A 23,957-nucleotide genomic window follows, 5' to 3' on the forward strand; every position below is an offset into this window, starting at 1 on the left:
TGAAGTTGGCTATGAGTAAAATTCGTATCGCTCTGATTGAAGATCATGACCTAACTCGTGTAGGTATTCGGACAGCACTATTGCAAAAAGATGATATTGAAGTTGTAGGTGAAGCTGCCAATGCTGCTGAGGGGTTAAAGATGTTAAAAATGGTACATCCAGATATTGCCATTGTAGATATTGGTTTACCAGATAAGGATGGCGTTGAGTTAACCCGGGAGTTAAAATCTACTGCTAATGGGCAGCAGTTACTAACAAGGGTGTTAATTTTAACGCTGCGGGATAACAAAGAAGCTGTATTGGCAGCTTTTGCGGCTGGTGCAGACTCTTATTGTATGAAAGATATCAAATTCGATAATTTGCTGGAAGCAGTAAGAGTAACTTACAATGGCAACGCTTGGATCGATCCCGCGATCGCTCGGATTGTATTACAACAAGCGCAACAAAATCCTCAAAAGTTGGAATCAGCTTTTGTAGATACCAAGACCATTGCCTCTAACCCTGATTATGTCGAGAATCTGGAAGGAATTCAACCTTACAACCTGACAGAAAGGGAATTGGAAGTGCTACAGTTGATTGTCGAAGGTTGTAGTAATGCAGTAATTGCCGAAAGGCTTTACATCACTGTTGGGACTGTTAAAACTCACGTTCGCAATATTTTGAATAAGCTATGTGCCGATGACCGTACCCAAGCAGCAGTCCGCGCCTTGCGTTCTGGGTTAGTAGGATAAAGTTAAATTGAGTGAACAGTTATCAAGTTTTAAAATACTGATAACTGAATAGCTGGTGAAAATGATTAGTTATTAATTTTTTGTTGATTCTCAGGTGGGATAAAAATTATATTATCTCGCCATTCAAATATGTGAAAACTAAAGTCAAATATGGCTGATATCGGAGTGGAAAAACTTAAGCTCATGGTGGTAGATGATGAGCCAGATAACTTAGATTTACTCTACCGCACTTTTAGGCGAGATTTTCAAGTATATAAAGCCAATCATGCCTTTGGCGCTATGGAAATCTTGGATCAGTTTGGTGAAATGGCGGTGATTATTTCTGACCAAAGAATGCCAGAAATGAATGGCACCGAATTTTTTAGTCGCACCGTAGAGCGCTTTCCAGACACAATTCGGATTTTGTTAACTGGTTTTACTGATGTCGAAGATTTGGTGGATGCGATTAACTCTGGTCAGGTATTCAAGTACATTACCAAACCCTGGAATCCTGAACGGCTCAGAGCCTTAGTTGAGCAAGCCACTGATACATATCGTTTAGTTAAGAAGCGCACGCAAGAGTTGGGTCGGGCCCTACAACGAGAATCTTTGTTTAATGCTGTAACAACGGCAATTCGAGAGTCTCTCGACTACGATAGTATGCTGCAAAAGATTGTAGCAACTATTGGACAAACATTTGAAGCTAGCAATTGCTTGCTCAGACCAGTAGAGGGCGATCGCCTGACACGAGACGAGTTCTCATACCACGATCTTCAATCTGATGTATTAGATTGCTTTTTCGACCCCAGTGTTTTAATTGAAAAAGTGCTGGAAACCCGTCATTATCAACTGGCTCAAGATGTATATAAAGGTAATCCTTCTCACCACCTAGTTGTGCCACTTAGCTATCAGCAGCATTTATTAGCTGTGCTGGTTCTCCACCAATGGGGACGCGATCGCCCTTGGCAAGACGAAGACATTCAACTGATTGCAGGCGTTGCCGAACAAGCAGCCTTAGCCCTCTCTCAAGCAAAACTCTACCAGCGCCTCCAAGAAAAGCAACAGCAAATTCACAATGAGTTGGAGGTAGCTCGCCAAATTCAATACAACTTGCTACGCCAAACTTTACCTGATATCAAAGGTGTGAAGGTGCAAGCCTGCTGTTACCCAGCACGGGAAGTAGGAGGCGATTTTTTTGAAGTTTTTGTCCATCCCAAAGGTGACTTGTGGTTGGCAGTGGGTGATGTCTCTGGCAAGGGCGTTCCAGCTGCTTTATTTATGGCTAGTATTATTTCAGTTTTGCGCCGAGAATTATCTCAAGAAGCACCAGCCGAACCAAATGTGGTCATGCAGAACCTCAACCACGCTCTTAGTGAAGACTTAATTAGCAACAATTATTTCATTACTCTTGTGTTAGCCTGTTATACCCCTAGCACTAAGGAACTTGTCTACACTAATGCCGGTCATATTTATCCACTGTTATGGTCACGTCAAGGTGCTTTAACTGACAATCCCAATTACCTAAAAGTTCGCAGCGTTCCTTTAGGGATCTTGCCTAAATGGCAGGCACAGTCTGGTCACTTGGTTCTTGCTGCTGGAGACACATTGTTATTAGCCAGCGATGGAATTACAGAAGCTACAGTATCAAAAAACTATGATTTATCAGTAAAGACCGAGTCTAGCGTTGACCCAGTTAACCGTTCTATGCTGAATCAAGATGGTCTTTGGCAACTCTTGCAACAAGAGCAACAACCGCTTTCTCTTAGCCATTTACTAGCTCGCATCCAGGCAGACAACCACGTTCAAGAAGATGATCAAACTATACTTTCACTGGAGATTTTGTAAGTCATGAAAAGTGAGCTTCACGTACCAAGTGACTTGAGTTTTCTTAATATTGTCGAAACCTGGCTGCTAGGATGTTTGAAAATCCAGCTAGGAGACTCTGTAGACTGGTCACGCCAATCAAGCCGTTTGAGGCTGGCTTTAGTAGAAGCCTACTCAAATGCAGTTCGTCATGCCCACAAGGATAAACCAAATTTACCGATTTTACTCCGTTTGGAAGTGAAAAACCGGGATCTAGCCCTCGAAATTTGGGATTACGGCGAAGGGTTTGATATGTCTGACTATTATGCTCCAAACCCTATGGAAAAACAAGAAGGTGGTTATGGTTGGCTAATTATGAATCGTCTCATGGATAAAGTAGACTACCAGTTGCAGATTGATGGTGCCAACTGTCTAAAGTTAGAAGCTACTTTACCCGAATTAGTGAAATAGACAAAAATTACTACTATTTAAGTTTAAGTAATGTGTTATGTGAATTTACTGTTATTGAATTTTGTTTGGGATACGATCAAACATTGCCTAAGCTATTATGCTTATTTACTAGTTTTCACGACGTAAAAAAAGTAACTCTTGGGCAGAAGCTAAAAGTTTGATTTTAGTATATGAAATTTGCCGTTGTTCATTGAGGATAAATAACCACAAGACATTTACGCTACACCAAGAAGTTTGTGCTTTGCCTGTGACTTGCACTTGAATCGTAGCGTTTTCTGAAGTCTCAGCTATTCCGGTGTTGGGATAAGCTTTAACGTTTTTGCATTCTTGTTTTAAGTAGGCTGCGATCGCATCTGTTCCCACAATATCAGATTCAAATGGTGGGCGCATCACACCATCTTCCGCAAATAAGGCAGCAGTTGCCTCAAATTCTCCTGCATTTAAGGTTTCAAAATAACTCAGTACATTTGTTTCCGTAATTCCCTCAATCTGGAATTCTTCTTTCAACTGTTCAATAGAGGTCACGTCGCTTCGCTCCAAATTCAAAATTAACAATTTCCATCAATAATAAATTTATGAAAATTGCCTGATTTTTACTTTGAGCATAAAATTATTTATAATATGCTACTTAAATATTAATTTAAATACAAAATAGTTCAAAAGAAACCTGCTAATGAGATATATTGCTATATTTATATAAATCTTCCTGACGATAGTAGAGATATGGCAATATAGGGGTTCTCAATTGTATGGGAATATAGACTATTAATAGGGGCACACCAATGCTCATTGATGTACCCCTATTAATAGTCTATATTTTATGTAATTGAGAACCGCTACATTACAACTGGCAAATATCATTGCTTTAAGTTGTGAATAAGCTATTTTCTAGCTTGTAATCACTAAAAGCGATAGCCTAATCCGGCTTGGAAGCTGACAGCATCAGCATCACTGTTTCTGTAAGCATCAATGCCCCATTTAGTATCGCCATAAGCAATGACATTATTGCTAACTTCTGATTCAATACCAAGGGTGACTACAGGCGCATTCTGATTGCCCAACGGGGTTTTTTGACCTTCGTCAGTTACAAAAGAATAACCACCACCGAAGTAAAGGTTAGTGTTTCTGGCGATGGGCGCATCGTAAGTCACTATAGGCATAATTGCGGCAGCATCACCACCATACAGCACAGAACCCCGCACTGAAACAGGCGCATTGCGAACGGCGTAACGTCCTTGAATATTACCACCAATTTGTGCTTCATCATTTCCTTGTCCGCCACTGGTTGCACCAACCGCAACACCAGCACCGATATAATTGCCGTTTGTGCCAGCTGTTTGAGCAGAAGCAATTCCCGCCGAAAGGACAATGGAAGCAACAGCAAGGAAAGAGGCAGCTAATTTTGTAAGTTTCATAGAATTATTCTCACTAGAGTTAGGTAAAATCAATATTCTCTAGTACTAGAATCTCTTTTTTTACAAAATGTAACCTCGCACATCTGGTTCATCCAAGTGGCTGAATTCTTGTTCACCCACTTGGGTGTACCAAGTTAATTGTTACAGGAAATAGTTAGTATGACCCATGCCCAATGCCCCATCCCTTATTCCCTATTTCTCAATTTGAACTTTTGCTAAGTCTTTGGCAATTCGGTTTTTGATTACTCGTGCAGGTATGCCTACAGCAACGGAGAAAGGAGGAATATCTCTATTAACAACTGCTCCCGCACCAATAACACTGCCTTTACCGATGGTAACCCCATCTAATACTGTTACTCCATGCCCTAGCCAACAGTCATCCTCAATTAAAATTCCCTTACGAGTAACACCTTGGTATTTAATTGGCTCTATCGGATCAGCAAAATTATGATTATTGGCATATATCCCTGAGTAAGCAGCTATTAAACAGTGTTTACCAATTTTAATGTCTCCTGGTCCCTCAATAGCCACGTTGGGACCAATAAAGGTGTCTTCACCAATATGTATACACGTATTTTCCAAAGACCCTATATCAACGTTACGCTCAATAGCGACTCTATTTCCTAGATGAATTCTATTATTTTTATGTCCTCTAGCATCCATTCGCACACCCTTGAAAATATATACTCCACTGCCTAGCTCAATACAGCAAGTACCATTAAATTCAACACCATTTTGAATAAAAACTGGGCTGCCTATTTTGGCAAAAATACTACGATATCCTAAATTACGCAACTTCGGCCCTAAAATAAGTGTAGGAATATCCCCTAACACAGTAGTTACTAAAAGTTCTTGCACGCGCTGCAATTTGGAAAAATATTGCTTGTCGTTATGCATGGCTACATATCTCTTCAATTAATTGCTATTGACAGGATTGATTTGTTGTGTTTGTATCCTAATCTTCTACAATGCCAAAAAATTTTGTACTTATTAATACATGATTGAAGTTGGCAGTATTACAGAAATTTCCCCATATTTTTAGATGGTTTTCCAAATGTTGAAAAACTAGAGTCTGGTTTTGACTATACGAGTAATTATTTAACTTAGGTGGGAGACAATTACTCAATTGATAAGCTGTTCTACATTTAAATTGCATAAGCTGGGTGGGCTTTTCGTCGCACGCCAAAAGAATTATATTTAATTCGATTATGCAATTTAGATGTTTTTTAGCTTATGCACAATTGTTTTGGATCGCTAGAAGCTTTTGTACTAGTTATAGTAGTAAAAATTTTGCTTCTTTTTCACCAGATCAATTAACAAAACAATCTCAGTGCATTGCAGTGTCAAATTCCAGACGATTAGATTGTCTGATGGGAAAATTTGCTAGTTTAGATAGGATACTGTTTCGGTTATCTGGCAAATTTGCAAAGCTTGTTACGTAAATAAGGATAAAGTTGTTTACCTTAAGGCTACTTTTTCTCAAGCGGTTTTAGTCTTTTGAAACAACTCAGTTACACAAGCTATTTTGCGACAAAAAATACATTTAGCTAGACTATATTCAAAAACTAGATAAAATTTCTGCCTAGCATGACAATGTAATTATTGTTGGATTATTATAAGTATTTTTGCACAACTAAAATACAACTAGGGTGGATTATCTCCCACATCAGCCATCACATTGAAGTTAACCATCGGTGCAAATAAGTAAGCGCTTCCCCGACTGCTATGACGGTTTTCTTGCAACGAATTTCTAGAGTATGCTGCTCCAATCATGTTGCACACAGATGATTTACAGACTAACCAATTCATGTTTTTAATTACATAAATGGTTTTTAACAACAATTGTTTTTAACGATAACACATTTTATTTTTAGTGGAACACTCTGATTAAATAATTTGATTTTCAGGTTACTTGTTGGTCGTAATAGTGAGATTAGTTAATTTTTTTACTAGAGCGATGCCTAAGACGGGCAAAGTTTATGCTACTCTTAAACAATTTTATACACAAGCAATAAATTTATTGAAAGCGGTAAATTTAAAAATGCTCTAAGCGATTAATTATCATTTATATCTAGATTTATACTGTTGTTTGTCCGAATAGCTTGATATTTTTGTATTAACTCAGGATGATATCTACTATACTTATGACACCCTCTTCATTAAAAAGCTAAAAAATTTCCTCTTCCCTATTACTTATATATAAAAATTTGTAAATCACCCATCCGGGTGAGCCAAGCGGGTGATGCGTGCTTGGCACTACCCATTATAAATTTTATTCAAAGAAAGCTAAAAAGTAGCTTAATTTTCAGGATAAGTCCAGAAAAAATATCAAATGCCCAGATTGAGGTATTGGTTTTAACTCACACACTTGGTTCAAATTATGGCTTTAATTAAAGAAATTGTCCAAGAAGCTCTAACTACCGGCTATTTGAGTGTTGTAGCCGAAGATCAACTGCGATCGCAGCTTCAAAGTAATTATGACTCAGAAGACCTAGATGCCTGGATCATTTTACAGCGAGCTATTGCAGCAGGTAATGTCAAACAAGAGTCGCGCCGAAAAAAAGCTTCTCTTTCTCCTAAAGCCAAGGACGCTTCATCTAGTATCAAACTTGCTTATCAAATGGCAGCAGAGATTGCTTATGCAGCAGCTGTAGCTTTGTCAATGACAAAAAATAACAAAGATCAGCCTTCACTAGGCGCATAAAATAACACATTACTACGTTATTTTCCCGTTCTATTATTAAAATTTTATACCAAGTAGTTAGCGTAGACGTAGCCCGCACTTCTCTACGAGACGCTTTTGCTAGCTTGCTTCCGCGCAGGGGTACGACAAAGCTACTTCGACTGCGCCCCTCGGCTCGGCTCCGGCTGAACTCAGTACAAGTCAGTGACTACCGCAGGTATCACTTTTCCTAGTTAACTCCTTGGTATTATTTTTACACAATTCAATTTTAGGCGATGGCTACGATGGGTTATTGGGTGTCAGATCATCTTAGAGTAACCTTAACCGAAGAATAATAAAGTTAAGTCTTTGCTCTCATGCTGCCTCTAGGTTAAGGCAATTTTATTAAAAAATAATTAAATTTTTAACTTTTCCTTGACGTAGCTATGAAGAATTTTCACCCTCAGCCAATAGCTTAGATTGATCCCCGGAATCAATTGTAAAATAAATATAAATTATTTATTCAAAACTAAATTTTTTAAGTGATACATGGTATTAAATGATTAAATTTTAATATACCAAGTATATGGCTGAGAGTAAAGCATAGAATTAGAAACACCTTGGTGTAAACTTTAGCAACGAGGTTAAAAAAAATTCTCAATGCTTAACAAAGTCATCGCTTTTTCACAAATTACTGTATAAAGAATTGGCAACATTGGTAAAGAGAGTGAACAATAACCATAGCTAAACTTGGAGTTTTGCCAACCTATGCAGCCAATTCGCACATTTAACGTATCCCCTTCACTACCGCCGAGACTTGAATCACTACGGCGGTTGGCATATAACTTGCACTGGGATTGGAACGTTGACACTAAAGATTTATTCCGTCGTTTAGACTCTGACTTGTGGGAGTCTAGCCATCATAACCCGGTGTTAATGTTAGGTACTATCTCTCAATCGCGGCTTCTGGAAGTTGTCGAAGATGAAGGCTTCCTAGCGCAAATGGATCGAGCGAACCGTCAGTTAGACGATTATTTGCAAGAGCGTACCTGGTATCAGAAACAACGGGAGCATAAACCAAAAGAATGCTACGCCTATTTTTCGGCGGAATTTGGACTTGTAGATTGTTTGCCTGTCTATTCTGGGGGCTTGGGCGTTCTGGCGGGGGATCACCTCAAATCTGCCAGTGACTTGGGGCTACCTCTTGTGGGCGTAGGTTTACTGTATCAGCAGGGCTACTTTGCTCAGTATCTCAATGCCGATGGCTGGCAGCAAGAACGCTACCTGCTCAACGATTTCTACAATATGCCCTTGCATCTCGAGCGCAATCCTGATGGTTCAGAACTGCGAATTGCGGTAGATTATCCAGGACGCAAGGTGTATGCCAGAGTTTGGCGCGTACAGGTAGGAACGGTTCCCCTGTATTTGATGGACACCAACATTGAACCCAACAATACTTACGACCACGACATCACAGATCAGCTATACGGTGGCGACATCGATATGCGTATCCACCAGGAAATGATGCTGGGGATCGGTGGTGTGCAAATGCTCAAAGCTTTGGGGTTGAAAGTCACCGCTTACCACATGAATGAAGGCCACGCCGCCTTCTCTGCCCTAGAACGCATCCGCTTGCTGATTCAGGAAGAGGGACTGAATTATCTCCAAGCTAGACAGGTGGTGGCTTCCAGTAATATCTTTACTACCCACACGCCAGTACCGGCGGGAATTGACTTGTTCGCTCCTGAAAAAATGCTGTACTACTTGGGGTACTATGCAGAGATATTTGGGTTGCCCAAAGAGCAATTTTTAGGACTGGGACGCGAGAATACAGGCGATTTATCTGGACCTTTCAGTATGGCAGTGCTGGCGCTGAAGATGGCAACATTTTCTAACGGTGTCGCCCAACTGCATGGTGTAGTGTCGCGGCAAATGTTCCAGGGCTTATGGCAGAATGTGCCAGTAGAAGAAGTGCCGATCACAGCAATTACCAATGGTGTCCATGCTCGGAGTTGTGTGGCAAAATCTACTCAAGAGTTGTACGAGCGCTACTTGGGGCCAAACTGGTCATCAGCATCACCCGATAGCCCATTGTGGGAGCGGATGGACGCTATACCCGATGAAGAATTATGGCGCAATCACGAACGCTGCCGCTTGGATATGATTTTGTATGTGCGGGAGCATTTGGTCAAACATTTAACCGATCGCGGCGCTTCCGCCTCCGAAATTACCCAAGCCCAAGAAGTTTTAGATCCTTACGCTTTCACCATTGGCTTTGCCCGTCGCTTTGCCACCTACAAACGCGCTACCCTTTGGATGCGTGATTTGGATCGCATTAAGCGGCTTTTACTAGGCAATAAAGACCGAAAAGTGCAATTCGTGATTGCTGGTAAGGCCCATCCCAAGGATATTCCTGGTAAAGAACTCATCCGCGAGATCAATCACTTTATCCGCGAACAACATTTAGAAAAACAGGTAGTGTTTGTTCCCAATTACGACATTCACATATCTCGGTTGATGGTAGCGGGTTGCGATATCTGGTTGAACACACCGCGTCGTCCACGGGAAGCTTCTGGTACCAGTGGCATGAAAGCCGCAATGAATGGATTGCCAAATTTAAGCGTACTAGATGGCTGGTGGGATGAAGCTGATTATGTCCGCACAGGCTGGGCAATTGGACATGGTGAGAATTACGACGATCCCAACTATCAAGATGAAGTAGAAGCAAATGCTCTCTACGAATTGTTAGAGAAGGATGTTGTACCGTTATTTTACGATCACCGGGATACTGATGGTTTGCCCCGTCCGTGGGTTGCGAAAATGAAGGATGCAATTCGCCTGAATTGTCCCTTCTTTAATACAGCGCGGATGGTAGGAGAATATGCACAAAGGGCTTATTTCCCAGCTAGCGATCGCTATCATACCCTGACTGTTGATAACTATGCCCCAGCGAAAGAATTAGCTGCTTGGAAAGAAAAACTGAGGGAACACTGGTTCAACATCAAAATCAAAGATATTGACGTATCAGCAGCTTCAGACATTGAGGTTAACCAAACCGTTGCTGTCAAAGCCAAGGTTGACTTGGCAACTTTGACAAATGATGATGTACAAGTGGAGTTATATCAAGGTGCGATCGATGCTAATGGTGATATTGTCAACGCTGTGCCAGTGGTGATGGATTATCAAGGTGAAGATGGACAGCAATTGGGTATTTACACGGGTAATATTACTTATACGGCTTCTGGTTTGCAAGGTTTGTCTTTGCGTGTATTGCCGAAAAATCCACACCTGGCTAATGCTTATGAACCAAGGTTGATTGCTTGGGCAGAATAAGAGTGCTGAGTAATTGTTGAATACTTAAGATTAGGCGTTGCTGATTTAAGTTTAGCAACGCCTTTTATTATGCTACGCAGTCACGCCCAAAAAATAACTACTGCTAGAATTATTCCAGTCTCAGCTTTTTTTTGCTCCTTTTTCAACCCGTCGAACTCACGTCCTCTTAGGGGTTTCAAAGGCTATTTTTATGTCTCGTTCAAGTTTTCTAGTTACCCAAAACACACCACAGATTCAGCAAGGCATCCTCGACTTTTACCTGAAAAAGGCTGACAGGTTTCGGGCGTACTTTCCAGGAGGGGAAGAGTTAAGTGGCAGTAGACCAGATTTTTTAGCGCTTGAGGAAGTGTCTGTACAACCTTGGTCAGGAATGGTGGGCTGTATAGTTGTTGAAGGCACTTTAACACCAGCAGCAAGAGCGCTCATTCGAGAACGCGGAAAATTTGAGGAAGATGGCTGCTATAATCCTTTGGAACAACTATGGAGCTATGAGTTAGTCAATGACACTGAGGTGTTAGTGCGGATCGAAGACTTTTCGGTTTGGATGGTCTTCGCTACGCTAGATGAGCTACAGAGCTTGGAGAAACAAAAGATTCCTGTCAGTGAATGGCAAGAAATTTCTTTTGAACCTGAGGAAGGAGTAACGCCACTGCCAATGGATAAAACTGACCTAGAGCAAGTCACCCAGGCAATTAAGGAAGCGTTTTTTCCCAAACACAATTAACTACAAATCTACAATACCTCCGTTGATTAGTCTAGTTTACTAGGGATAAGATATTGCGATCGCGTCGCAATATCTAAATTAGAAGCAACGACTCTAAAGCAGCATCTGCGAAGCTTTTGCTCAAATTCTTTGAGGGATGACAATATAGCCTGTGGTGCGATCGCCAAGTACCAAATTACGTTCTTCTCCCCAATACCACCAATAAGCGGCAATATAGGCACAAATTAAGCTATCTAGTTTATCTTCAGTCGCTTTGAGGGCTGCACCTGTGGTGGGAATTTCGCAAGGAAACGAACCGCCAAGACGCAGAGGACGCAGAGGGGGAGAGAAGGAGGAAAGGATATCGAGAAGATAATTTTGGAGTTTGATTAGTTCTAGGCGGCGCTGACTGAGTCGTCCTTTTTTGTATTTGAGGATGCGTTCTAAGTTGAATAGGTTAACGATTGCTGGGTGGGGAAAGACTTCTATTTGATATCTGCTGAGTTTTTGCGGTTCTATGGTGGGGGCGTGTGCAAAACCGCGTGATTCTAATTCTAAGCCAAAGTTGATGGTGCGATCGGCGAAGGGTAAGTTTTGATTAGCTGGGTAACATCCTGCATGATATTTACCGAAGTATTTGTGGCTGAGTTTGTCGGGAAGGCGGCTTCCGGTGGCGTTGGGTATGAGGGTAGGTGCATCTACGGCGATGATGGCTGGTTCGTCTGGTTGTATACTCTGATCAATCCAGGTAAGGATGTCTGCAATGGCTTCTTTACGATTTAGATCGAGTAGTTGCAGTTGTCCATCTATCCATTCTAAACAGCACAGTCCACTTGGTTGAGATTTCCAGCCTAAATCAATGCCAATAAATTTCATGGTCATAACACGACTTTGCAATTATTTTTGCATTTACCGACAACGATTTACCTAAATTTACTTGCTAAAAATTGTAATAAATAATCTTATAATCTTAAATAGCTTGTCTTAATTTATTTTATCTGGCAATAAATTAATCAAGATTATTCCAATGAAAGTTTTATTTTTACATCCCAATTTTCCCTCGCAATTTCGCAATCTAGCGATAGTTTTAGGTAAAGATCCTAATTGTCAAGTCGTCTTTGGGACAAATCGTCGTGAAGGCGAAATACCTGGCGTTTTTAAAGCTCTTTATACTCCTTCTCGTGAAGCTGCTCCCCAAACCCACCATTATGTTCGTAACCTCGAAAATGCTGTTCTCACGGCCCAAGCTGTCTATCGCGTGTCAGAAAAATTAAAGTCCGAAGGTTTCGTTCCAGATATAGTTTATGGTCATTCTGGTTGGGGACCGACTTTATTTATGAAAGATATTTTCCCGAAAGCAGAATTATTATGTTATTTCGAGTGGTTTTATCATGCTCACGGTTCTGATGCAGATTTTGATCCCAGTGAACCACTAAATGCTGATGATGAATGCCGCATCCGTGTGAAAAATGCGCCTATTTTAACCGATTTATATAGCTGCGATCGCGGTCTTTCTCCAACAAATTGGCAGCGTCAGCAATTTCCCAAAGAATATCATAGCAAACTCACTGTCATTCATGATGGTGTTGATACCAAATATTTTGTTCCAAAACCAGGTGCAAAGTTAGTTTTACCAAGAATAAATCTTGACCTTTCCCATGTGGAAGAATTAGTAACTTATGTGGGACGCGGGATGGAACCTTATAGAGGTTTTCCGCAGTTTATGGAAACAGTGGCGCTAATTCAGCAGCGAAGACCTAAATGCCATGTGGTAGTTGTGGGAGAAGATAGGGTGGCTTATGGGAAAAATCTTCCTGATGGTAAAACTTATAAACAATTAATGTTAGAAAAATTATCTTTGGATTTATCGAGGCTGCACTTTACAGATAGACTCCCTTACAATGAGTATCTTCAGGTTTTGCAAGCTTCTTCTGCTCATGTTTATTTAACTCGTCCTTTTGTTTTATCTTGGTCAATGTTAGAAGTAATGGCAGCAGGATGTTTACTAATAGCCTCTAAAACTCCGCCAGTATTGGAAGTCGTACAGGATGGGATGAATGGACTGCTGGTAGATTTCTTTTCTCCCCATAATATTGCTAATAGGGTTGAAGAGGCGCTAAATCATCCTCAAGAAATGCAAGCAATTCGTGCGAATGCGCGAGAGACAATTATCAAGCGTTATGAATTGGCGAAACTGTTACCACAGCATTTGCAATGGATGTTCGCTGGTAAAACTTCTGATAGTTTGAAAAAGCGCTCAGTTTCTAAAGGATTTGGCAAAAATTAGTCATTAGTCATTAGTAATTGGTCATTACCCTCTTGCATAAATATTTTTTGCCTCAAGCAAAGGTGCAAATAAAAACTTGAAAAGAACGAATCTTGTAAAAAGTATATTAATTATTGGTCAATAACAAATGACAAATGACAAATGACAAATGACAAAAAAATATAAAAGCGATATTTAAAATGCGGATTATTTTTACCATTGCCCATTTTTTCAAATCTAGCAGTGAGGGTCGTCATGCTTCCCAACGCAAAGACCCACAACCCCGCTTGCAAGCATTAACCAATAGCCTTACCGTCTTGCACCAATTATTTGGTAAATCTCAAACTCTCATTAACATTGCTCAACGAATAGCTTTTCCCGCTAACCAGCCGCAGTCGCACGAATTAGATATTGTTATTTGTACAACCCAAGATAATCATCTTTTGAATCAGCTTCCCTTACCATCCCATTTATATAAGCATCATTCTACTAATGTAGAGCCTATGCTTTTGGGGTTTGAGTGCCAAGCTGTTCTGCAAAGTTGTCTCGGTCAGTATGATTACTACTGCTTCCTGGAAGATGACCTAATTATCCATGATCCTTGGTTTTTTATAAAATTAAATTGGTTTACCCAACAAGCTAGTGACTTAAATTTGCTCCAGCCAAATCGTTATGAAGTCTCCCCTTACGGTTTGGTTCACAAAGCTTACATTGATGGGGATTTGGCTTTACGAGTAACTGCTCCTTTTCAAAATGTACAAGAGCAACAGGAACTCAAGGGTGCAATCATGAATGCACCAATTACCTTTCGTCGTGCCCTCAATCCTCATGCAGGCTGCTACTTTTTAAATGCAAATCAGATGGCTCAATGGGCTAATCAAACTTATTTTCTCGACCGGGATATTAGCTTTGTTGGCCCTCTAGAAAGTGCTGCTACTTTGGGAATTATGAAGACATTTCGGATTTACAAAACCTCACCAGAGCAAGCAAGTTTTTTGGAGATTCAGCACTTTGGAACAGGATTTCTAGGGCTAATTGGAGGACAGGTGGGTTTAGCACAAAGGTAGAAAGATAAATCGAGTTTAAGAGTTTGGCTGAATAATTATCATTAACTCAATTGCAAACGGTTGAGACGTACAGAATTCTTCGCTCCTGCACAGAATGACCTTTATCTAGGTGGGGAAACTCCTCTAGACAAGTTAGCTGGATGAATGAAGAATCCCACAGATTGAAGGCGTGGGTGCGTCAACTAAGTAGGTAGGCGTAAATAATTATCGTTGGGATAAGGCAGGGGACAGGGGGAAAAGAGTTTAAGCTTTATTTACTTTTCTTCACACAATATTATAGCCTGCTCTGGAAGTTTAGCTGGATTGCGATCGCACCAAGGGACTTCCAATTAAAAAAATAATCAATCGCTGTGTAGGCAGGGGAGCAGGGAGCATACTTCGACTCCCTTCCCTACGGGACGCTACGCGCTAAGCGTAGCTATGCCGCAGGCTTTACGACTACGCTCAGGACAAGTCGCTCAGTAACCAGGAAAGCAGGGGGAAAAGAAAAATATCATCTAAATAAATTGGGTAATTTATTCTCTGGAAGTCCCCAAATAAAGGTATATCTAAAGTATGGTTCAGTGCCGCTCAAGACGTGTAGCACCCGTCTGATTGCACTGATGTCTACGATGGGCTATTCGGTGTCGCCTGATTCATATTTTGATTCAGCAATGCCCAAAAATCAAATATGAGTCCTATAGAACAATTACCAGAGGCTTTAAAGAAGTTATCAGAAAATTTATTCCTTATTTATTTGTCATCAGTTTAGATGTAATCCTGATACACAGATGCTCTCGCTATCACTATGACAAGAAAAAAATAGTGATTTATATTTGGATAAAATTTGGCTAAATAAAACAAATGTTTACATTATTGCTACTAATTCTCATTTCTCTGAGATTATATTATCAATAATAAGTGGCTTTAGCAATAGCAGAAGTATAGTATTTCACTATTTAATAAATATAAATTATCAGATAAATTAATGAATCTATATATATTTAGATAGATGACCTTGACTGCAAGGTCTTCAACTCACTCTCCAGAGAGTAATGAAAGAGGGTTAAGTAAATCGGCGTCAGAAAACCAAACTATGTAAAGATATGCTTAGTGGGCTGCATATACTGGTGCATATACTCCGCAGACGAGTGGGCTGCATTAAATTAACAACTGTGGAGAATAATAACTTTAGTTGATAATTGTAATACTTTATACTTTATTCTCAGCTTTTCAAGTCTATTTACTTAAACAGTTATTTTTACATCTATCAAAAGTTATAAATAATTTAAAGCATCTAAGATTGATAGTTCCTCAGCTTATTGATAATAATTTTCTATTAATTGTCGCTTGCTAAATTGTATAGGTTGGCATTATTGTTAAGCGCATAGGCGAAAATAAACCAAATTATGAAAATCCCTCGTAGTAAGGGCTAAAGCGCTTTAGCCCTTATACAAGTCTTTAATTATTTATACTTACTTAAGCATTAAGGGGCTTCCAATTAAAAAAAGATCCCATGCATTTAGGGCAGGGGAGCAGGGGGCAGGGGGAGGAACAATCATGTTGAGTCTAGAAATTGGGATAATTTATTATTTGGAGTTCCCTAAAAGGTACTAAAAACCTTGCCATCATTCGTAATAATTTCAATTTAGCCAGAATTGAGGTATGAAGCTATACTTGATCTCTGCAGTGCGATCGCTTCGCTGATATTTGAGAAAGTTAAGCACAGACCCCATTTGGTTCGTCGCACAATTATTTAAGAATGGAGAAATTAGATAGGCCTCCGATAGTATTAAAACTTAAATAAACAAATAAAGATATGCTTGAAACCTCAGAAAAAATAGTTAAAAAAAAATCAAGTTTTCTTACTTTATTTGTTGCTACTATTACTTTATTTGTTTTGGTCTATTACTTGGTAGCAACTGAATGGAATGTAGTTGAATTACTGCGTTTTTGTTTAGGAACAGTTTTACTTTGGATGCCTCTTGGCGCGTTGTTTTATCTGCTGTTAAAGCGACAAGTACAAGAACCAATAGTTCGTTTGACATTTAGTGCGATCGCTAGCTATACACTGACAACCTTAATTTACTTTGGTTTGGCTGTACTTCAGCTAGAGTTATTATTTTACATTGGAGCTATTGCAATTTTTATTGGGTTGATAATTTATTCAATTCATCAAAAGTTTTGGTTGAATATTCAGATTAATCGCCTTAGTTGGCGGCAGTTTGATTGGGTACTTGCTTTATTGATTGTGGTGAGTTTAGTAGTTAATATTCCCTACCAAAAAGCTTGGGAATATAACCCCACAACTAACACCTATAAATCGATACTGTGCGCTGATTGTCGTTACTTTACAAGTATAACCTACGAATTGGCTAGACACGTACCACCTCTACAGCAACCTAACAGAGTAGGAACACCTGATAGCGCTTATCACATGTTTCCCCATCTGACAACGATGTTACTGTCACGCTTTACAGGTCAGACGGATATACAGAGGGTACAAATTGTTTATCATTACATCATTATCGCAATTGGGATGTGTCTGGCACTGTACAGCATCGTCAAAATATTGACTAACAGTAGGGTAGCTGGATATCTGGCAACAGCAGCAATGTATATTACAGCCATTCCATATCCGCCTTTGGTGAAAAGCGAGCGTTCCTTTTTTTATTTTACTTTGTTTCCTCATGTTACTAGTGGAATAGAACCATTTATGTTAACTGCTCCACAAATGTATAGTGGGATGTTAGTTACTTATGGAATTCTTTTAGGAATTTTGCTGATTTCTATTCGTTGCTATAAAAAGCAACCTGTTGATGTATTTATCATTATTATTGCCATCATGGTTGCGGCAACAAGCCGCTTTCGGGTTCATGTATTTTTACCAATGCTGCCAGGTTTTTTGTTACTGGCAGCTTACGGCTGGAAACGCACTAGGCAAAGCGTATACCTTATTGCTACTGGTCTTGCTGTGGCTTTAAGTTTACTAATTTGTTTGGAGATGAAATCATCATATTATTTGCCTAATACTGCGAGTCTCAAGTTAGGCTTTAATAATTTAACAGATCCTAAAGAATGGACTAATTGGATTAATGCTTGGCCATTTTCTACAAATATTTATGACTTATTAAGCCACTTAATTCATAATTCGACAGTATTTAGATGGGTTTGGCAAATAGTATCTATGTCTGCTTTTGTTGCATTGAATATGATAGGTATTCCTTTGCTCATTATCAGTAGCATTTTCCTATCAAGCAAACCAGCACGTCAAGAGTTTCTCCTCTTTACTAGTCTGATTTTATGGATGATAGCTGTATCAACTTTAGGTGGAATGTGTCTAACAACTGATTTTGATAGTTTCTCACTTGGGGGAGAACTGCTGTATTTGACACGCTGGTATCTATTTTTCTTGATGATTCCTGGACTCTACCGAGTTTACCAGTTTTTCCAGCCTCATCTATCTTTAACCAGATCGATGCAGATTAGTTTTGTAGTTGCTTTTATTGTAACATCTTCGATTGCTCAACAGATGGCTAGACCAAGTCTTCTAATGAATGAACTTCATTCTTACGGAATCACAATAAGTGCTAGCGAACGAATAGCTCTGGCCTATATGCATGACAATACGCCACTAAACTCTGTTATTTTAACGGATAAGTATATGCCGCCTAATGATGAGCGTGATGATAATGACCAAATTTTCTTATTAACTAGTATTACTGGGAGGGCAGCATATCTAGAAATTACTTATACTTTTGACTATTCAAACGAGGTATTGAAAACCTATTTCTCAGATAATCGAGTGCAAGTTATTAAAGACTTATGGGCAACATCCCAACCAGAACAATTTTGCCGACTCCTGACAAAAACTCCAGCAACTCATGTTATCGAGTATTCAACTCATCCCTTACTTGTAAATAACCCATTCTGTATGCAACCCATCTGGGAAAGCTCTAATAAAGTTATTCCTGCTTCATCTGAAAAGGTGACTATCTGGAAACTCAACCGTTAACTCTGAAATAATATATGGAAAGTATCAGTTGTTATTGAATTAAGTTTATGAATTATCCTTCAAAAATATTTATAAGATTTTTGATAGTAGGAGTGATTAATACACTTTTCGGTTATTTGCTATTTAGCTTGCTTATTTTACTAAATTTCCGCTATGAAATTGCAGTCTTAATATCAACTATTTGTGGAGTATTATTTAACTTTAAAACTTTTGGAATTTTAGTTTTTAAAAACAAAAATAATACTTTAATATTTAAATTTATAGGAGTTTATACTATTATCTACTTGATGCAAGTATTTTTATTAAAAAAATTAATAAGTTATAAAATTAATGTTTTTATAGCAGAAGCTTTAATTTTACTTCCTCTTGCCTTAGTTTCATATACATTAAATAAAACATTTGTTTTTCCCAAATCTCAAAAAAGAAAAATGTGAATTATCAATATACAATCTGCCAAAATATAAAATCACGGAGGAGTTAACATTGGCTTATATTTCTGTTGTCATTCCTGTCTACAAAGCTGAAGGTTGTCTACATGAGCTTTATCAAAGGTTAAAAGCCTCTCTTGAAATTATTTCGGAAGATTTTGAGATAATTTTAGTTGAGGATTGTGGAGGCGATCGCTCCTGGCAAATCATACTAGAATTAGCTAATAAAGATCCACGAATTAAAGGGATTCAATTTAGTCGCAACTTTGGTGAGCAATATGGTATTACAGCTGGCTTAGATCACTGTAATGCAGAGTGGGTTGTAATTATGGACTGTGACTTGCAGGATCGTCCTGAAGAAATTCCTCGTTTATATGCTAAAGCACAAGAAGGCTATGATATAGTATTGGCTAGGAGAGGAAAGCGAAAAGACCACATTTTGAAGCGCCTTACTTCCTCGCTATTTTATAAAGTTTTCAACTATCTAGCAGATATTAATTACGATGGACAAGTTAACAACTTTCGTATTGTTTCTAGGAAAGTTGTAGACAGTTTTCGTGTATTACGTGAACAACTAAGATTTTTTAGTCTTTTGGTACAGTGGATTGGTTTTCCCACTGCTAGTATTGACGTTCAACATGGTAGTCGTTTCGCTGGAAAAAGTACATACACCTTTAAAAAATTGTGGAAACTGGGAAGCGAAACTTTAGTTGCTTATTCTGATAAACCTCTGCGATTATCAATTAAGCTGGGTTTCTTAATATCTTTCCTAGCTTTCCTATATGGCATTTATACTTTTATTGATGTCTTACTTTATGGAACAACCGTTACAGGTTGGACTAGCCTGATTGTTTCTTTGTATTTTCTGTGCGGAATTATTATTGCTTTTTTAGGAATCATTGGTCTTTATTTAGGTAAAACTTTTGATGAGACAAAAAGAAGACCACTATATATCATTAGACAATATTCGGATAGTAAGGATAGCTGTGCATCAAGGTTATATTTAAGTAACCGTTTAGGGAGGTAACAAGACAATGAAAGTTACAGGTGATTTGAAAGAAAATCAGACTAGCATTCAGCAATATCGATTGATTGATTTACCGAAAATTACTGATCCTCGTGGCAATTTGACTTTTGTTGAAGTGAATAAACATATTCCTTTTGAAATCAAAAGAGTTTTTTATATTTATGATGTGCCTATTGGCGCAGAAAGAGCCGGACATGCTCATCGCGAGTTACAGCAATTCTTAGTGGCAATATCAGGTAGCTTCGATATAAAAATAAATGACGGTCATCAAGAAAAAAAATATCACATGAATTGCTCACACTCTGGTCTTTATTTCGGCTCGATGATCTGGTGCCAAATTGAGAATTTTTCGCCGGGAGCAGTTTGTATGGTTTTGGCATCAGATTTTTATGATGAATCTGATTATTATCGTAACTATAAAGATTTTATGAAAGCTATAAAAGGCAGAGCATGAAAATATCGTTTCTTGATTTAAAGGCATCTTGTTTAGAAATAAGACAAGAATTAGATGAAGCCTATAGAAAATTTCTAGAGTCCGGCTGGTACATTCTTGGGCAAGAGTTAGAAGCTTTTGAAGCAGAATTCGCTTTTTATTGTAATGTCCAGCATTGTATTGGTGTGGGAACCGGTTTGGATGCACTACATCTCATATTAAGAGCAATGAATATTGGCTTAGGTGATGAAGTAATTGTTCCAGCCAACACTTACATTGCGACTTGGCTAGCAATTTCTCATGCAGGAGCTACACCAGTTCCTGTAGAACCTAATGAAAAAACTTACAATATTGAACCAAAGAATATTGAAGTAGCAATTACTTCTAAAACAAAAGCAATCTTAGCAGTTCATCTTTACGGTCAACCTGCTGATATGGATTCGATTAACGAGATTGCTGCACGATATGAACTTAAGGTAATTGAAGATGCTGCACAAGCTCATGGCGCACGTTATAAAGGCAGAAGAGTTGGTAGTTTAGGAGATGCAGCGGGCTTTAGTTTTTATCCAACTAAGAATCTAGGAGCATTGGGAGATGGTGGAGCGGTAACAACAAATGATGCTGAACTAGCAGATAAAATTAACCTGCTGCGAAACTATGGTTCTCGTGTTAAATACTTCAATGAAATTAAAGGCTTCAATAGCCGACTTGATGAGCTACAGGCTGCCTTCTTAAGGGTGAAGCTAACTAGGCTTGATGAGTGGAATGCTCGCCGTGCTTGGGTAGCTAACCAGTATCTTGAAAAACTCTCCAGCGTAACAGATTTAACCCTACCTTTTGTTCCTGCCTGGGCAGAGCCAGTATGGCACTTGTTTGTAGTATGTCATTCAAAGCGTTCTGATTTCCAGAAGCACCTGAAAGATTCGGGAATTGGCACTTTAATTCATTATCCTGTTCCACCTCACTTATGTGATGCGTACAAAGAAGAACAGCATTTAGGCAGTTTTCCTATTACAGAACAAATGGCTAAAAATGTTCTGAGTCTACCGATAAGTCCCCATATGAACAATGAAGAGGTCATGAGAGTGATCAAAGAATCTAATGTATGTTTAATGAAAGATATGACTAATACACTGAAAACTTCCTCGCTTTCATACAAATAGCCGCTACCATTATTTGTTTTAGAGGTTTTTAAGATAAGTTATACTGCCATTGACTTATGATTGAAAATGAGATCGAATATCAAAAAATGGCCAAAACAGAGGAAACTCTCTGGTGGTACAGAGCGCTCCATGAATTGGTACTCGCTGCACTTTTGAAGTTATCGAACGATAGAGAACTTACCATTCTCGATGCAGGTGCAGGAACAGGAGGACTGCTCAGCTTTCTGAAGCAGCATGGATACTATCAGCTTCGTGGATTTGATATATCTCCCTACGCTATCGACTATGCGCGAAGGAAGGGTATCTCGCTTGAGCTTAGTAGCCTACAAGATATATCACAACGAATTGCGCCTCAATCGATCGACCGTATTATCTGTAATGATGTGCTCTACTTTCTGTCTCCAACCGAGCGAGAAGATGTTGCTCGTCAGTTTTACAACGTGCTAACTCCAAACGGATATGTGCTCTGCAATCTTCCTTCAGGGCAGGCATTTCGTGGGATTCATGATATAAGTGTTGGCATCTCGGCGAGAGTAAATCAAAACGACATTCCTACGTTTTTCCCCTCTCATCTGTTCTTAATACACACAACCCTCTTTTGGCCTTTTCTCCTTTCTCCGCTCATTTATATCGTTCGAGTCGCACAACGTATTCGACTCCGATATGGAACAAAAAAGATTTCCTCTGATGTTTCATTACCTCATTTCATTATTAACGAGATTTTATATCGATTAACAGTGTTTGAAAATAGATTTTTCTCATACAAGCCTTTTGGAAGCTCTCTATTTATTGTAGCTCAGAAACGTCTGTTGTCGTAAATGATAACCACAATCAGTAAGTGGTTGCATTTGACTTGATTAGTTTGATTATATTAGTGCTGTCTGTATTGTTCTTCTCAGCTTTACAAGTCACAATTTATATTCTTTTTCATCGCATTTCCAAGTTGGCGATCGCCAATTTGAAGTATAAGAGACTATTAAGGATGAAAGAATCGAATATCTTTGAGGAATAAATTTACAAGTTAATTCAGGACAAGTCCATCTTGTGAATAACTAATAGCACACACTCTGATACTCGAATATCTTTACGGTAATTTTTAGTCTGTGAGGATTGTAAAATGAAGGGCATAATTTTAGCTGGTGGCTCTGGGACACGTCTTTATCCTTTAACTTATGTTGTCAGTAAACAACTCATGTGTGTTTACGACAAACCAATGATTTACTATCCTTTGTCGGTATTAATGTTGGCTGGAATTCGAGAGATTTTGATTATTTCTAGCCCTACAGATTTGCTTCTTTTTCAGCAACTTCTCAAGGATGGTAGTCAATGGGGTCTCAAGTTTTATTATGTTGAGCAACCTAAACCAGAAGGTTTAGCTCAAGCTTTCATATTGGGCAAAGATTTTATTGACAATGAACCAGTATGCTTGATTTTGGGAGACAACATCTTTTATGGAGACGGTTTAACTGAAATACTTACTCGCGCTGCAACTCTGTGTCAAGGAGGGTTAGTGTTCGGTTATAAGGTAAAAGAACCTCAAAACTACGGCGTGATTGAATTTGATGCCTACGGGCAAGCAATTAGTATAGAGGAAAAACCGATAATTCCTAAGTCAAAATATGCTATACCTGGGATCTACTTTTATGATTCCCAAGTTACTAAGATTGCTGCTAATCTCAAGCCTTCCCCTCGAAATGAGTTAGAAATTACTGATTTGAATTTAGTTTACCTTCGTCGAGGTCAACTGCAAGTGGAAATATTGGGTCGAGGATATGCTTGGTTAGACACTGGTACACACGAATCGTTGCATCAGGCGGCCAACTTTATCCAGATCCTAGAGCAACGACAGGGATTCAAAATAGCTTGTGTTGAAGAGATTGCATATCGCAAAGGATATATTGACTCAGTTCAGGTTCGTAACATAGCTGAATCTATGGCTAAAAGTAGCTATGGTCATTACTTGATGCAAATTTTAGATGATGACACTGACTCAAATCTAAGAAAACAGAGTATAAAACAAGAGCAATTAGTGTTTTAGAACAAGAATTTTCTGAGGCTAAAAGCATAAATTTCTGAAAGTGACACAAACGGAAATTCTCGATGTGCTGATTATTGAACCGCATATTTTTGGCGACGAACGCGGCTTTTTTTTGAAAGTTATAACAAAAGAGCTTTTTTGGACAATGTAGGAATATTATCTCGCTTCGTACAAGACAATCATTCCCGTTCTGCTAAAGTTGTCATCTACGATAAATACCAATCGTCGCCAGCCTCAATGCTTACAATTGAGCAGCTATTCTACGCGCTTACCTAATTTTGATATGTTATACCAATTCTGTATGAAGATGCGCTAAACCATAAGTATAAGAAAGAATCTCTCATCCCGTAACGGCGAGTTGACCTGGAAAATGTCAAAATTAAATGAGTTTTGCGTAGGCGCATTCGCGCAGCGTCTCGTAGAGAAGCGACTTGTCACTAGACA

The 23,957-nt window shown here is 39.0% G+C and carries 20 protein-coding genes; 15 read left to right on the forward strand and 5 right to left on the reverse strand.

Annotated elements, in window-relative coordinates; translation table 11 throughout:
• Positions 1-11: 11 nt before the first annotated feature.
• The 3 genes from V7L20_RS12175 to V7L20_RS12185 all read left to right on the forward strand — a co-directional run bounded on the left by V7L20_RS12175 (position 12) and on the right by V7L20_RS12185 (position 2,984).
• Positions 12-731 carry a response regulator transcription factor gene (locus V7L20_RS12175; RefSeq protein ID WP_334744323.1) on the forward strand — a complete coding sequence of 240 codons (720 nt, stop codon included), beginning with the start codon at positions 12-14 and terminating at the stop codon, positions 729-731.
• Between the two features lie 150 nt (positions 732-881).
• Positions 882-2,555: a SpoIIE family protein phosphatase gene (locus tag V7L20_RS12180; protein ID WP_334744324.1), complete on the forward strand. Its 1,674-nt coding sequence runs from the start codon at positions 882-884 to the stop codon at positions 2,553-2,555.
• 3 nt (positions 2,556-2,558) lie between these two features.
• Entirely contained in the window at positions 2,559-2,984 is a 426-nt protein-coding gene (locus V7L20_RS12185; protein ID WP_334744325.1) for an ATP-binding protein, read from the forward strand.
• A gap of 108 nt (positions 2,985-3,092) precedes the next feature.
• Here V7L20_RS12185 and V7L20_RS12190 read toward each other — a convergent pair whose 3' ends face one another.
• From V7L20_RS12190 to V7L20_RS12205, 4 genes are all read right to left on the reverse strand, one after another.
• Positions 3,093-3,509, reverse strand: a complete 417-nt coding sequence (locus tag V7L20_RS12190) for a ketosteroid isomerase family protein (protein ID WP_334744326.1) — start codon at positions 3,507-3,509, stop codon at positions 3,093-3,095.
• 377 nt (positions 3,510-3,886) lie between these two features.
• The gene (locus V7L20_RS12195; protein ID WP_334744327.1) at positions 3,887-4,399 is read right to left on the reverse strand and encodes an outer membrane beta-barrel protein; all 513 of its coding nucleotides are present in this window, start codon (positions 4,397-4,399) and stop codon (positions 3,887-3,889) included.
• A gap of 192 nt (positions 4,400-4,591) precedes the next feature.
• On the reverse strand, positions 4,592-5,296 hold the full coding sequence (locus V7L20_RS12200) for an acyltransferase (protein WP_334744328.1): 705 nt from the start codon (positions 5,294-5,296) through the stop codon (positions 4,592-4,594).
• A 747-nt stretch (positions 5,297-6,043) separates the two neighbouring features.
• Positions 6,044-6,208 carry a hypothetical protein gene (locus V7L20_RS12205; RefSeq protein WP_265273794.1) on the reverse strand — a complete coding sequence of 55 codons (165 nt, stop codon included), beginning with the start codon at positions 6,206-6,208 and terminating at the stop codon, positions 6,044-6,046.
• A 571-nt stretch (positions 6,209-6,779) separates the two neighbouring features.
• On the opposite strand from V7L20_RS12205, the gene V7L20_RS12210 reads away from it, so the two are divergent.
• The 3 genes from V7L20_RS12210 to V7L20_RS12220 all read left to right on the forward strand — a co-directional run bounded on the left by V7L20_RS12210 (position 6,780) and on the right by V7L20_RS12220 (position 11,118).
• Positions 6,780-7,103, forward strand: a complete 324-nt coding sequence (locus V7L20_RS12210) for a hypothetical protein (RefSeq protein WP_334744329.1) — start codon at positions 6,780-6,782, stop codon at positions 7,101-7,103.
• 726 nt (positions 7,104-7,829) lie between these two features.
• Positions 7,830-10,394 (forward strand): alpha-glucan family phosphorylase, encoded by a 2,565-nt coding sequence (gene glgP / locus V7L20_RS12215; RefSeq protein ID WP_334744330.1) that lies wholly within the window; start codon positions 7,830-7,832, stop codon positions 10,392-10,394.
• Positions 10,395-10,584: 190 nt separating this feature from the next.
• Positions 10,585-11,118, forward strand: coding sequence for a hypothetical protein (locus tag V7L20_RS12220; protein WP_334744331.1), 534 nt, complete (start codon positions 10,585-10,587; stop codon positions 11,116-11,118).
• Between the two features lie 120 nt (positions 11,119-11,238).
• Here the strand turns inward: V7L20_RS12220 and V7L20_RS12225 are convergent, their stop codons facing one another.
• A complete protein-coding gene (locus tag V7L20_RS12225; RefSeq protein WP_334744400.1) occupies positions 11,239-11,973 on the reverse strand; it encodes a DUF429 domain-containing protein in 735 nt (244 codons plus the stop codon).
• A gap of 151 nt (positions 11,974-12,124) precedes the next feature.
• Between V7L20_RS12225 and V7L20_RS12230 the strand changes: the two genes are divergently transcribed.
• The 9 genes from V7L20_RS12230 to rfbA all read left to right on the forward strand — a co-directional run bounded on the left by V7L20_RS12230 (position 12,125) and on the right by rfbA (position 23,513).
• On the forward strand, positions 12,125-13,384 hold the full coding sequence (locus V7L20_RS12230; RefSeq protein ID WP_334744332.1) for a glycosyltransferase family 4 protein: 1,260 nt from the start codon (positions 12,125-12,127) through the stop codon (positions 13,382-13,384).
• Between the two features lie 179 nt (positions 13,385-13,563).
• Complete coding sequence (locus V7L20_RS12235) at positions 13,564-14,430, forward strand: calcium-binding protein (protein ID WP_334744333.1); 867 nt, start codon at positions 13,564-13,566, stop codon at positions 14,428-14,430.
• Between the two features lie 1,798 nt (positions 14,431-16,228).
• Entirely contained in the window at positions 16,229-18,424 is a 2,196-nt protein-coding gene (locus V7L20_RS12240) for a hypothetical protein (RefSeq protein WP_334744334.1), read from the forward strand.
• Positions 18,425-18,471: 47 nt separating this feature from the next.
• Entirely contained in the window at positions 18,472-18,858 is a 387-nt protein-coding gene (locus V7L20_RS12245; RefSeq protein WP_334744335.1) for a GtrA family protein, read from the forward strand.
• Between the two features lie 49 nt (positions 18,859-18,907).
• A complete protein-coding gene (locus V7L20_RS12250; protein ID WP_334744336.1) occupies positions 18,908-19,879 on the forward strand; it encodes a glycosyltransferase family 2 protein in 972 nt (323 codons plus the stop codon).
• 7 nt (positions 19,880-19,886) lie between these two features.
• Entirely contained in the window at positions 19,887-20,333 is a 447-nt protein-coding gene (locus V7L20_RS12255; RefSeq protein ID WP_334744337.1) for a sugar 3,4-ketoisomerase, read from the forward strand.
• Positions 20,330-21,475 (forward strand): DegT/DnrJ/EryC1/StrS family aminotransferase, encoded by a 1,146-nt coding sequence (locus V7L20_RS12260; protein ID WP_334744338.1) that lies wholly within the window; start codon positions 20,330-20,332, stop codon positions 21,473-21,475. Before V7L20_RS12255 ends, V7L20_RS12260 begins: the two co-directional genes overlap by 4 nt.
• 56 nt (positions 21,476-21,531) lie before the next feature.
• The gene (locus V7L20_RS12265; RefSeq protein WP_334744339.1) at positions 21,532-22,293 is read left to right on the forward strand and encodes a class I SAM-dependent methyltransferase; all 762 of its coding nucleotides are present in this window, start codon (positions 21,532-21,534) and stop codon (positions 22,291-22,293) included.
• A gap of 299 nt (positions 22,294-22,592) precedes the next feature.
• Positions 22,593-23,513 (forward strand): glucose-1-phosphate thymidylyltransferase RfbA, encoded by a 921-nt coding sequence (gene rfbA, locus V7L20_RS12270; protein WP_334744340.1) that lies wholly within the window; start codon positions 22,593-22,595, stop codon positions 23,511-23,513.
• The last annotated feature ends 444 nt before the right edge of the window (positions 23,514-23,957 follow it).

The organism is Nostoc sp., assembly GCF_036916735.1.
Lineage (GTDB): Bacteria > Cyanobacteriota > Cyanobacteriia > Cyanobacteriales > Nostocaceae > Nostoc.

Bases quoted from the DNA above. Each gene is read 5' to 3' on its own strand.
- V7L20_RS12175 (WP_334744323.1), top strand. From the start codon at position 12: ATGAGTAAAATTCGTATCGCTCTGATTGAAGATCATGACCTAACTCGT.
- V7L20_RS12180 (WP_334744324.1), top strand. From the start codon at position 882: ATGGCTGATATCGGAGTGGAAAAACTTAAGCTCATGGTGGTAGATGAT.
- V7L20_RS12185 (WP_334744325.1), top strand. From the start codon at position 2,559: ATGAAAAGTGAGCTTCACGTACCAAGTGACTTGAGTTTTCTTAATATT.
- V7L20_RS12195 (WP_334744327.1), bottom strand. From the start codon at position 4,399: ATGAAACTTACAAAATTAGCTGCCTCTTTCCTTGCTGTTGCTTCCATT.
- V7L20_RS12200 (WP_334744328.1), bottom strand. From the start codon at position 5,296: ATGCATAACGACAAGCAATATTTTTCCAAATTGCAGCGCGTGCAAGAA.
- V7L20_RS12205 (WP_265273794.1), bottom strand. From the start codon at position 6,208: ATGAATTGGTTAGTCTGTAAATCATCTGTGTGCAACATGATTGGAGCA.
- V7L20_RS12210 (WP_334744329.1), top strand. From the start codon at position 6,780: ATGGCTTTAATTAAAGAAATTGTCCAAGAAGCTCTAACTACCGGCTAT.
- glgP (WP_334744330.1), top strand. From the start codon at position 7,830: ATGCAGCCAATTCGCACATTTAACGTATCCCCTTCACTACCGCCGAGA.
- V7L20_RS12220 (WP_334744331.1), top strand. From the start codon at position 10,585: ATGTCTCGTTCAAGTTTTCTAGTTACCCAAAACACACCACAGATTCAG.
- V7L20_RS12225 (WP_334744400.1), bottom strand. From the start codon at position 11,973: ATGAAATTTATTGGCATTGATTTAGGCTGGAAATCTCAACCAAGTGGA.
- V7L20_RS12230 (WP_334744332.1), top strand. From the start codon at position 12,125: ATGAAAGTTTTATTTTTACATCCCAATTTTCCCTCGCAATTTCGCAAT.
- V7L20_RS12235 (WP_334744333.1), top strand. From the start codon at position 13,564: ATGCGGATTATTTTTACCATTGCCCATTTTTTCAAATCTAGCAGTGAG.
- V7L20_RS12240 (WP_334744334.1), top strand. From the start codon at position 16,229: ATGCTTGAAACCTCAGAAAAAATAGTTAAAAAAAAATCAAGTTTTCTT.
- V7L20_RS12245 (WP_334744335.1), top strand. From the start codon at position 18,472: ATGAATTATCCTTCAAAAATATTTATAAGATTTTTGATAGTAGGAGTG.
- V7L20_RS12255 (WP_334744337.1), top strand. From the start codon at position 19,887: ATGAAAGTTACAGGTGATTTGAAAGAAAATCAGACTAGCATTCAGCAA.
- V7L20_RS12260 (WP_334744338.1), top strand. From the start codon at position 20,330: ATGAAAATATCGTTTCTTGATTTAAAGGCATCTTGTTTAGAAATAAGA.
- V7L20_RS12265 (WP_334744339.1), top strand. From the start codon at position 21,532: ATGATTGAAAATGAGATCGAATATCAAAAAATGGCCAAAACAGAGGAA.
- rfbA (WP_334744340.1), top strand. From the start codon at position 22,593: ATGAAGGGCATAATTTTAGCTGGTGGCTCTGGGACACGTCTTTATCCT.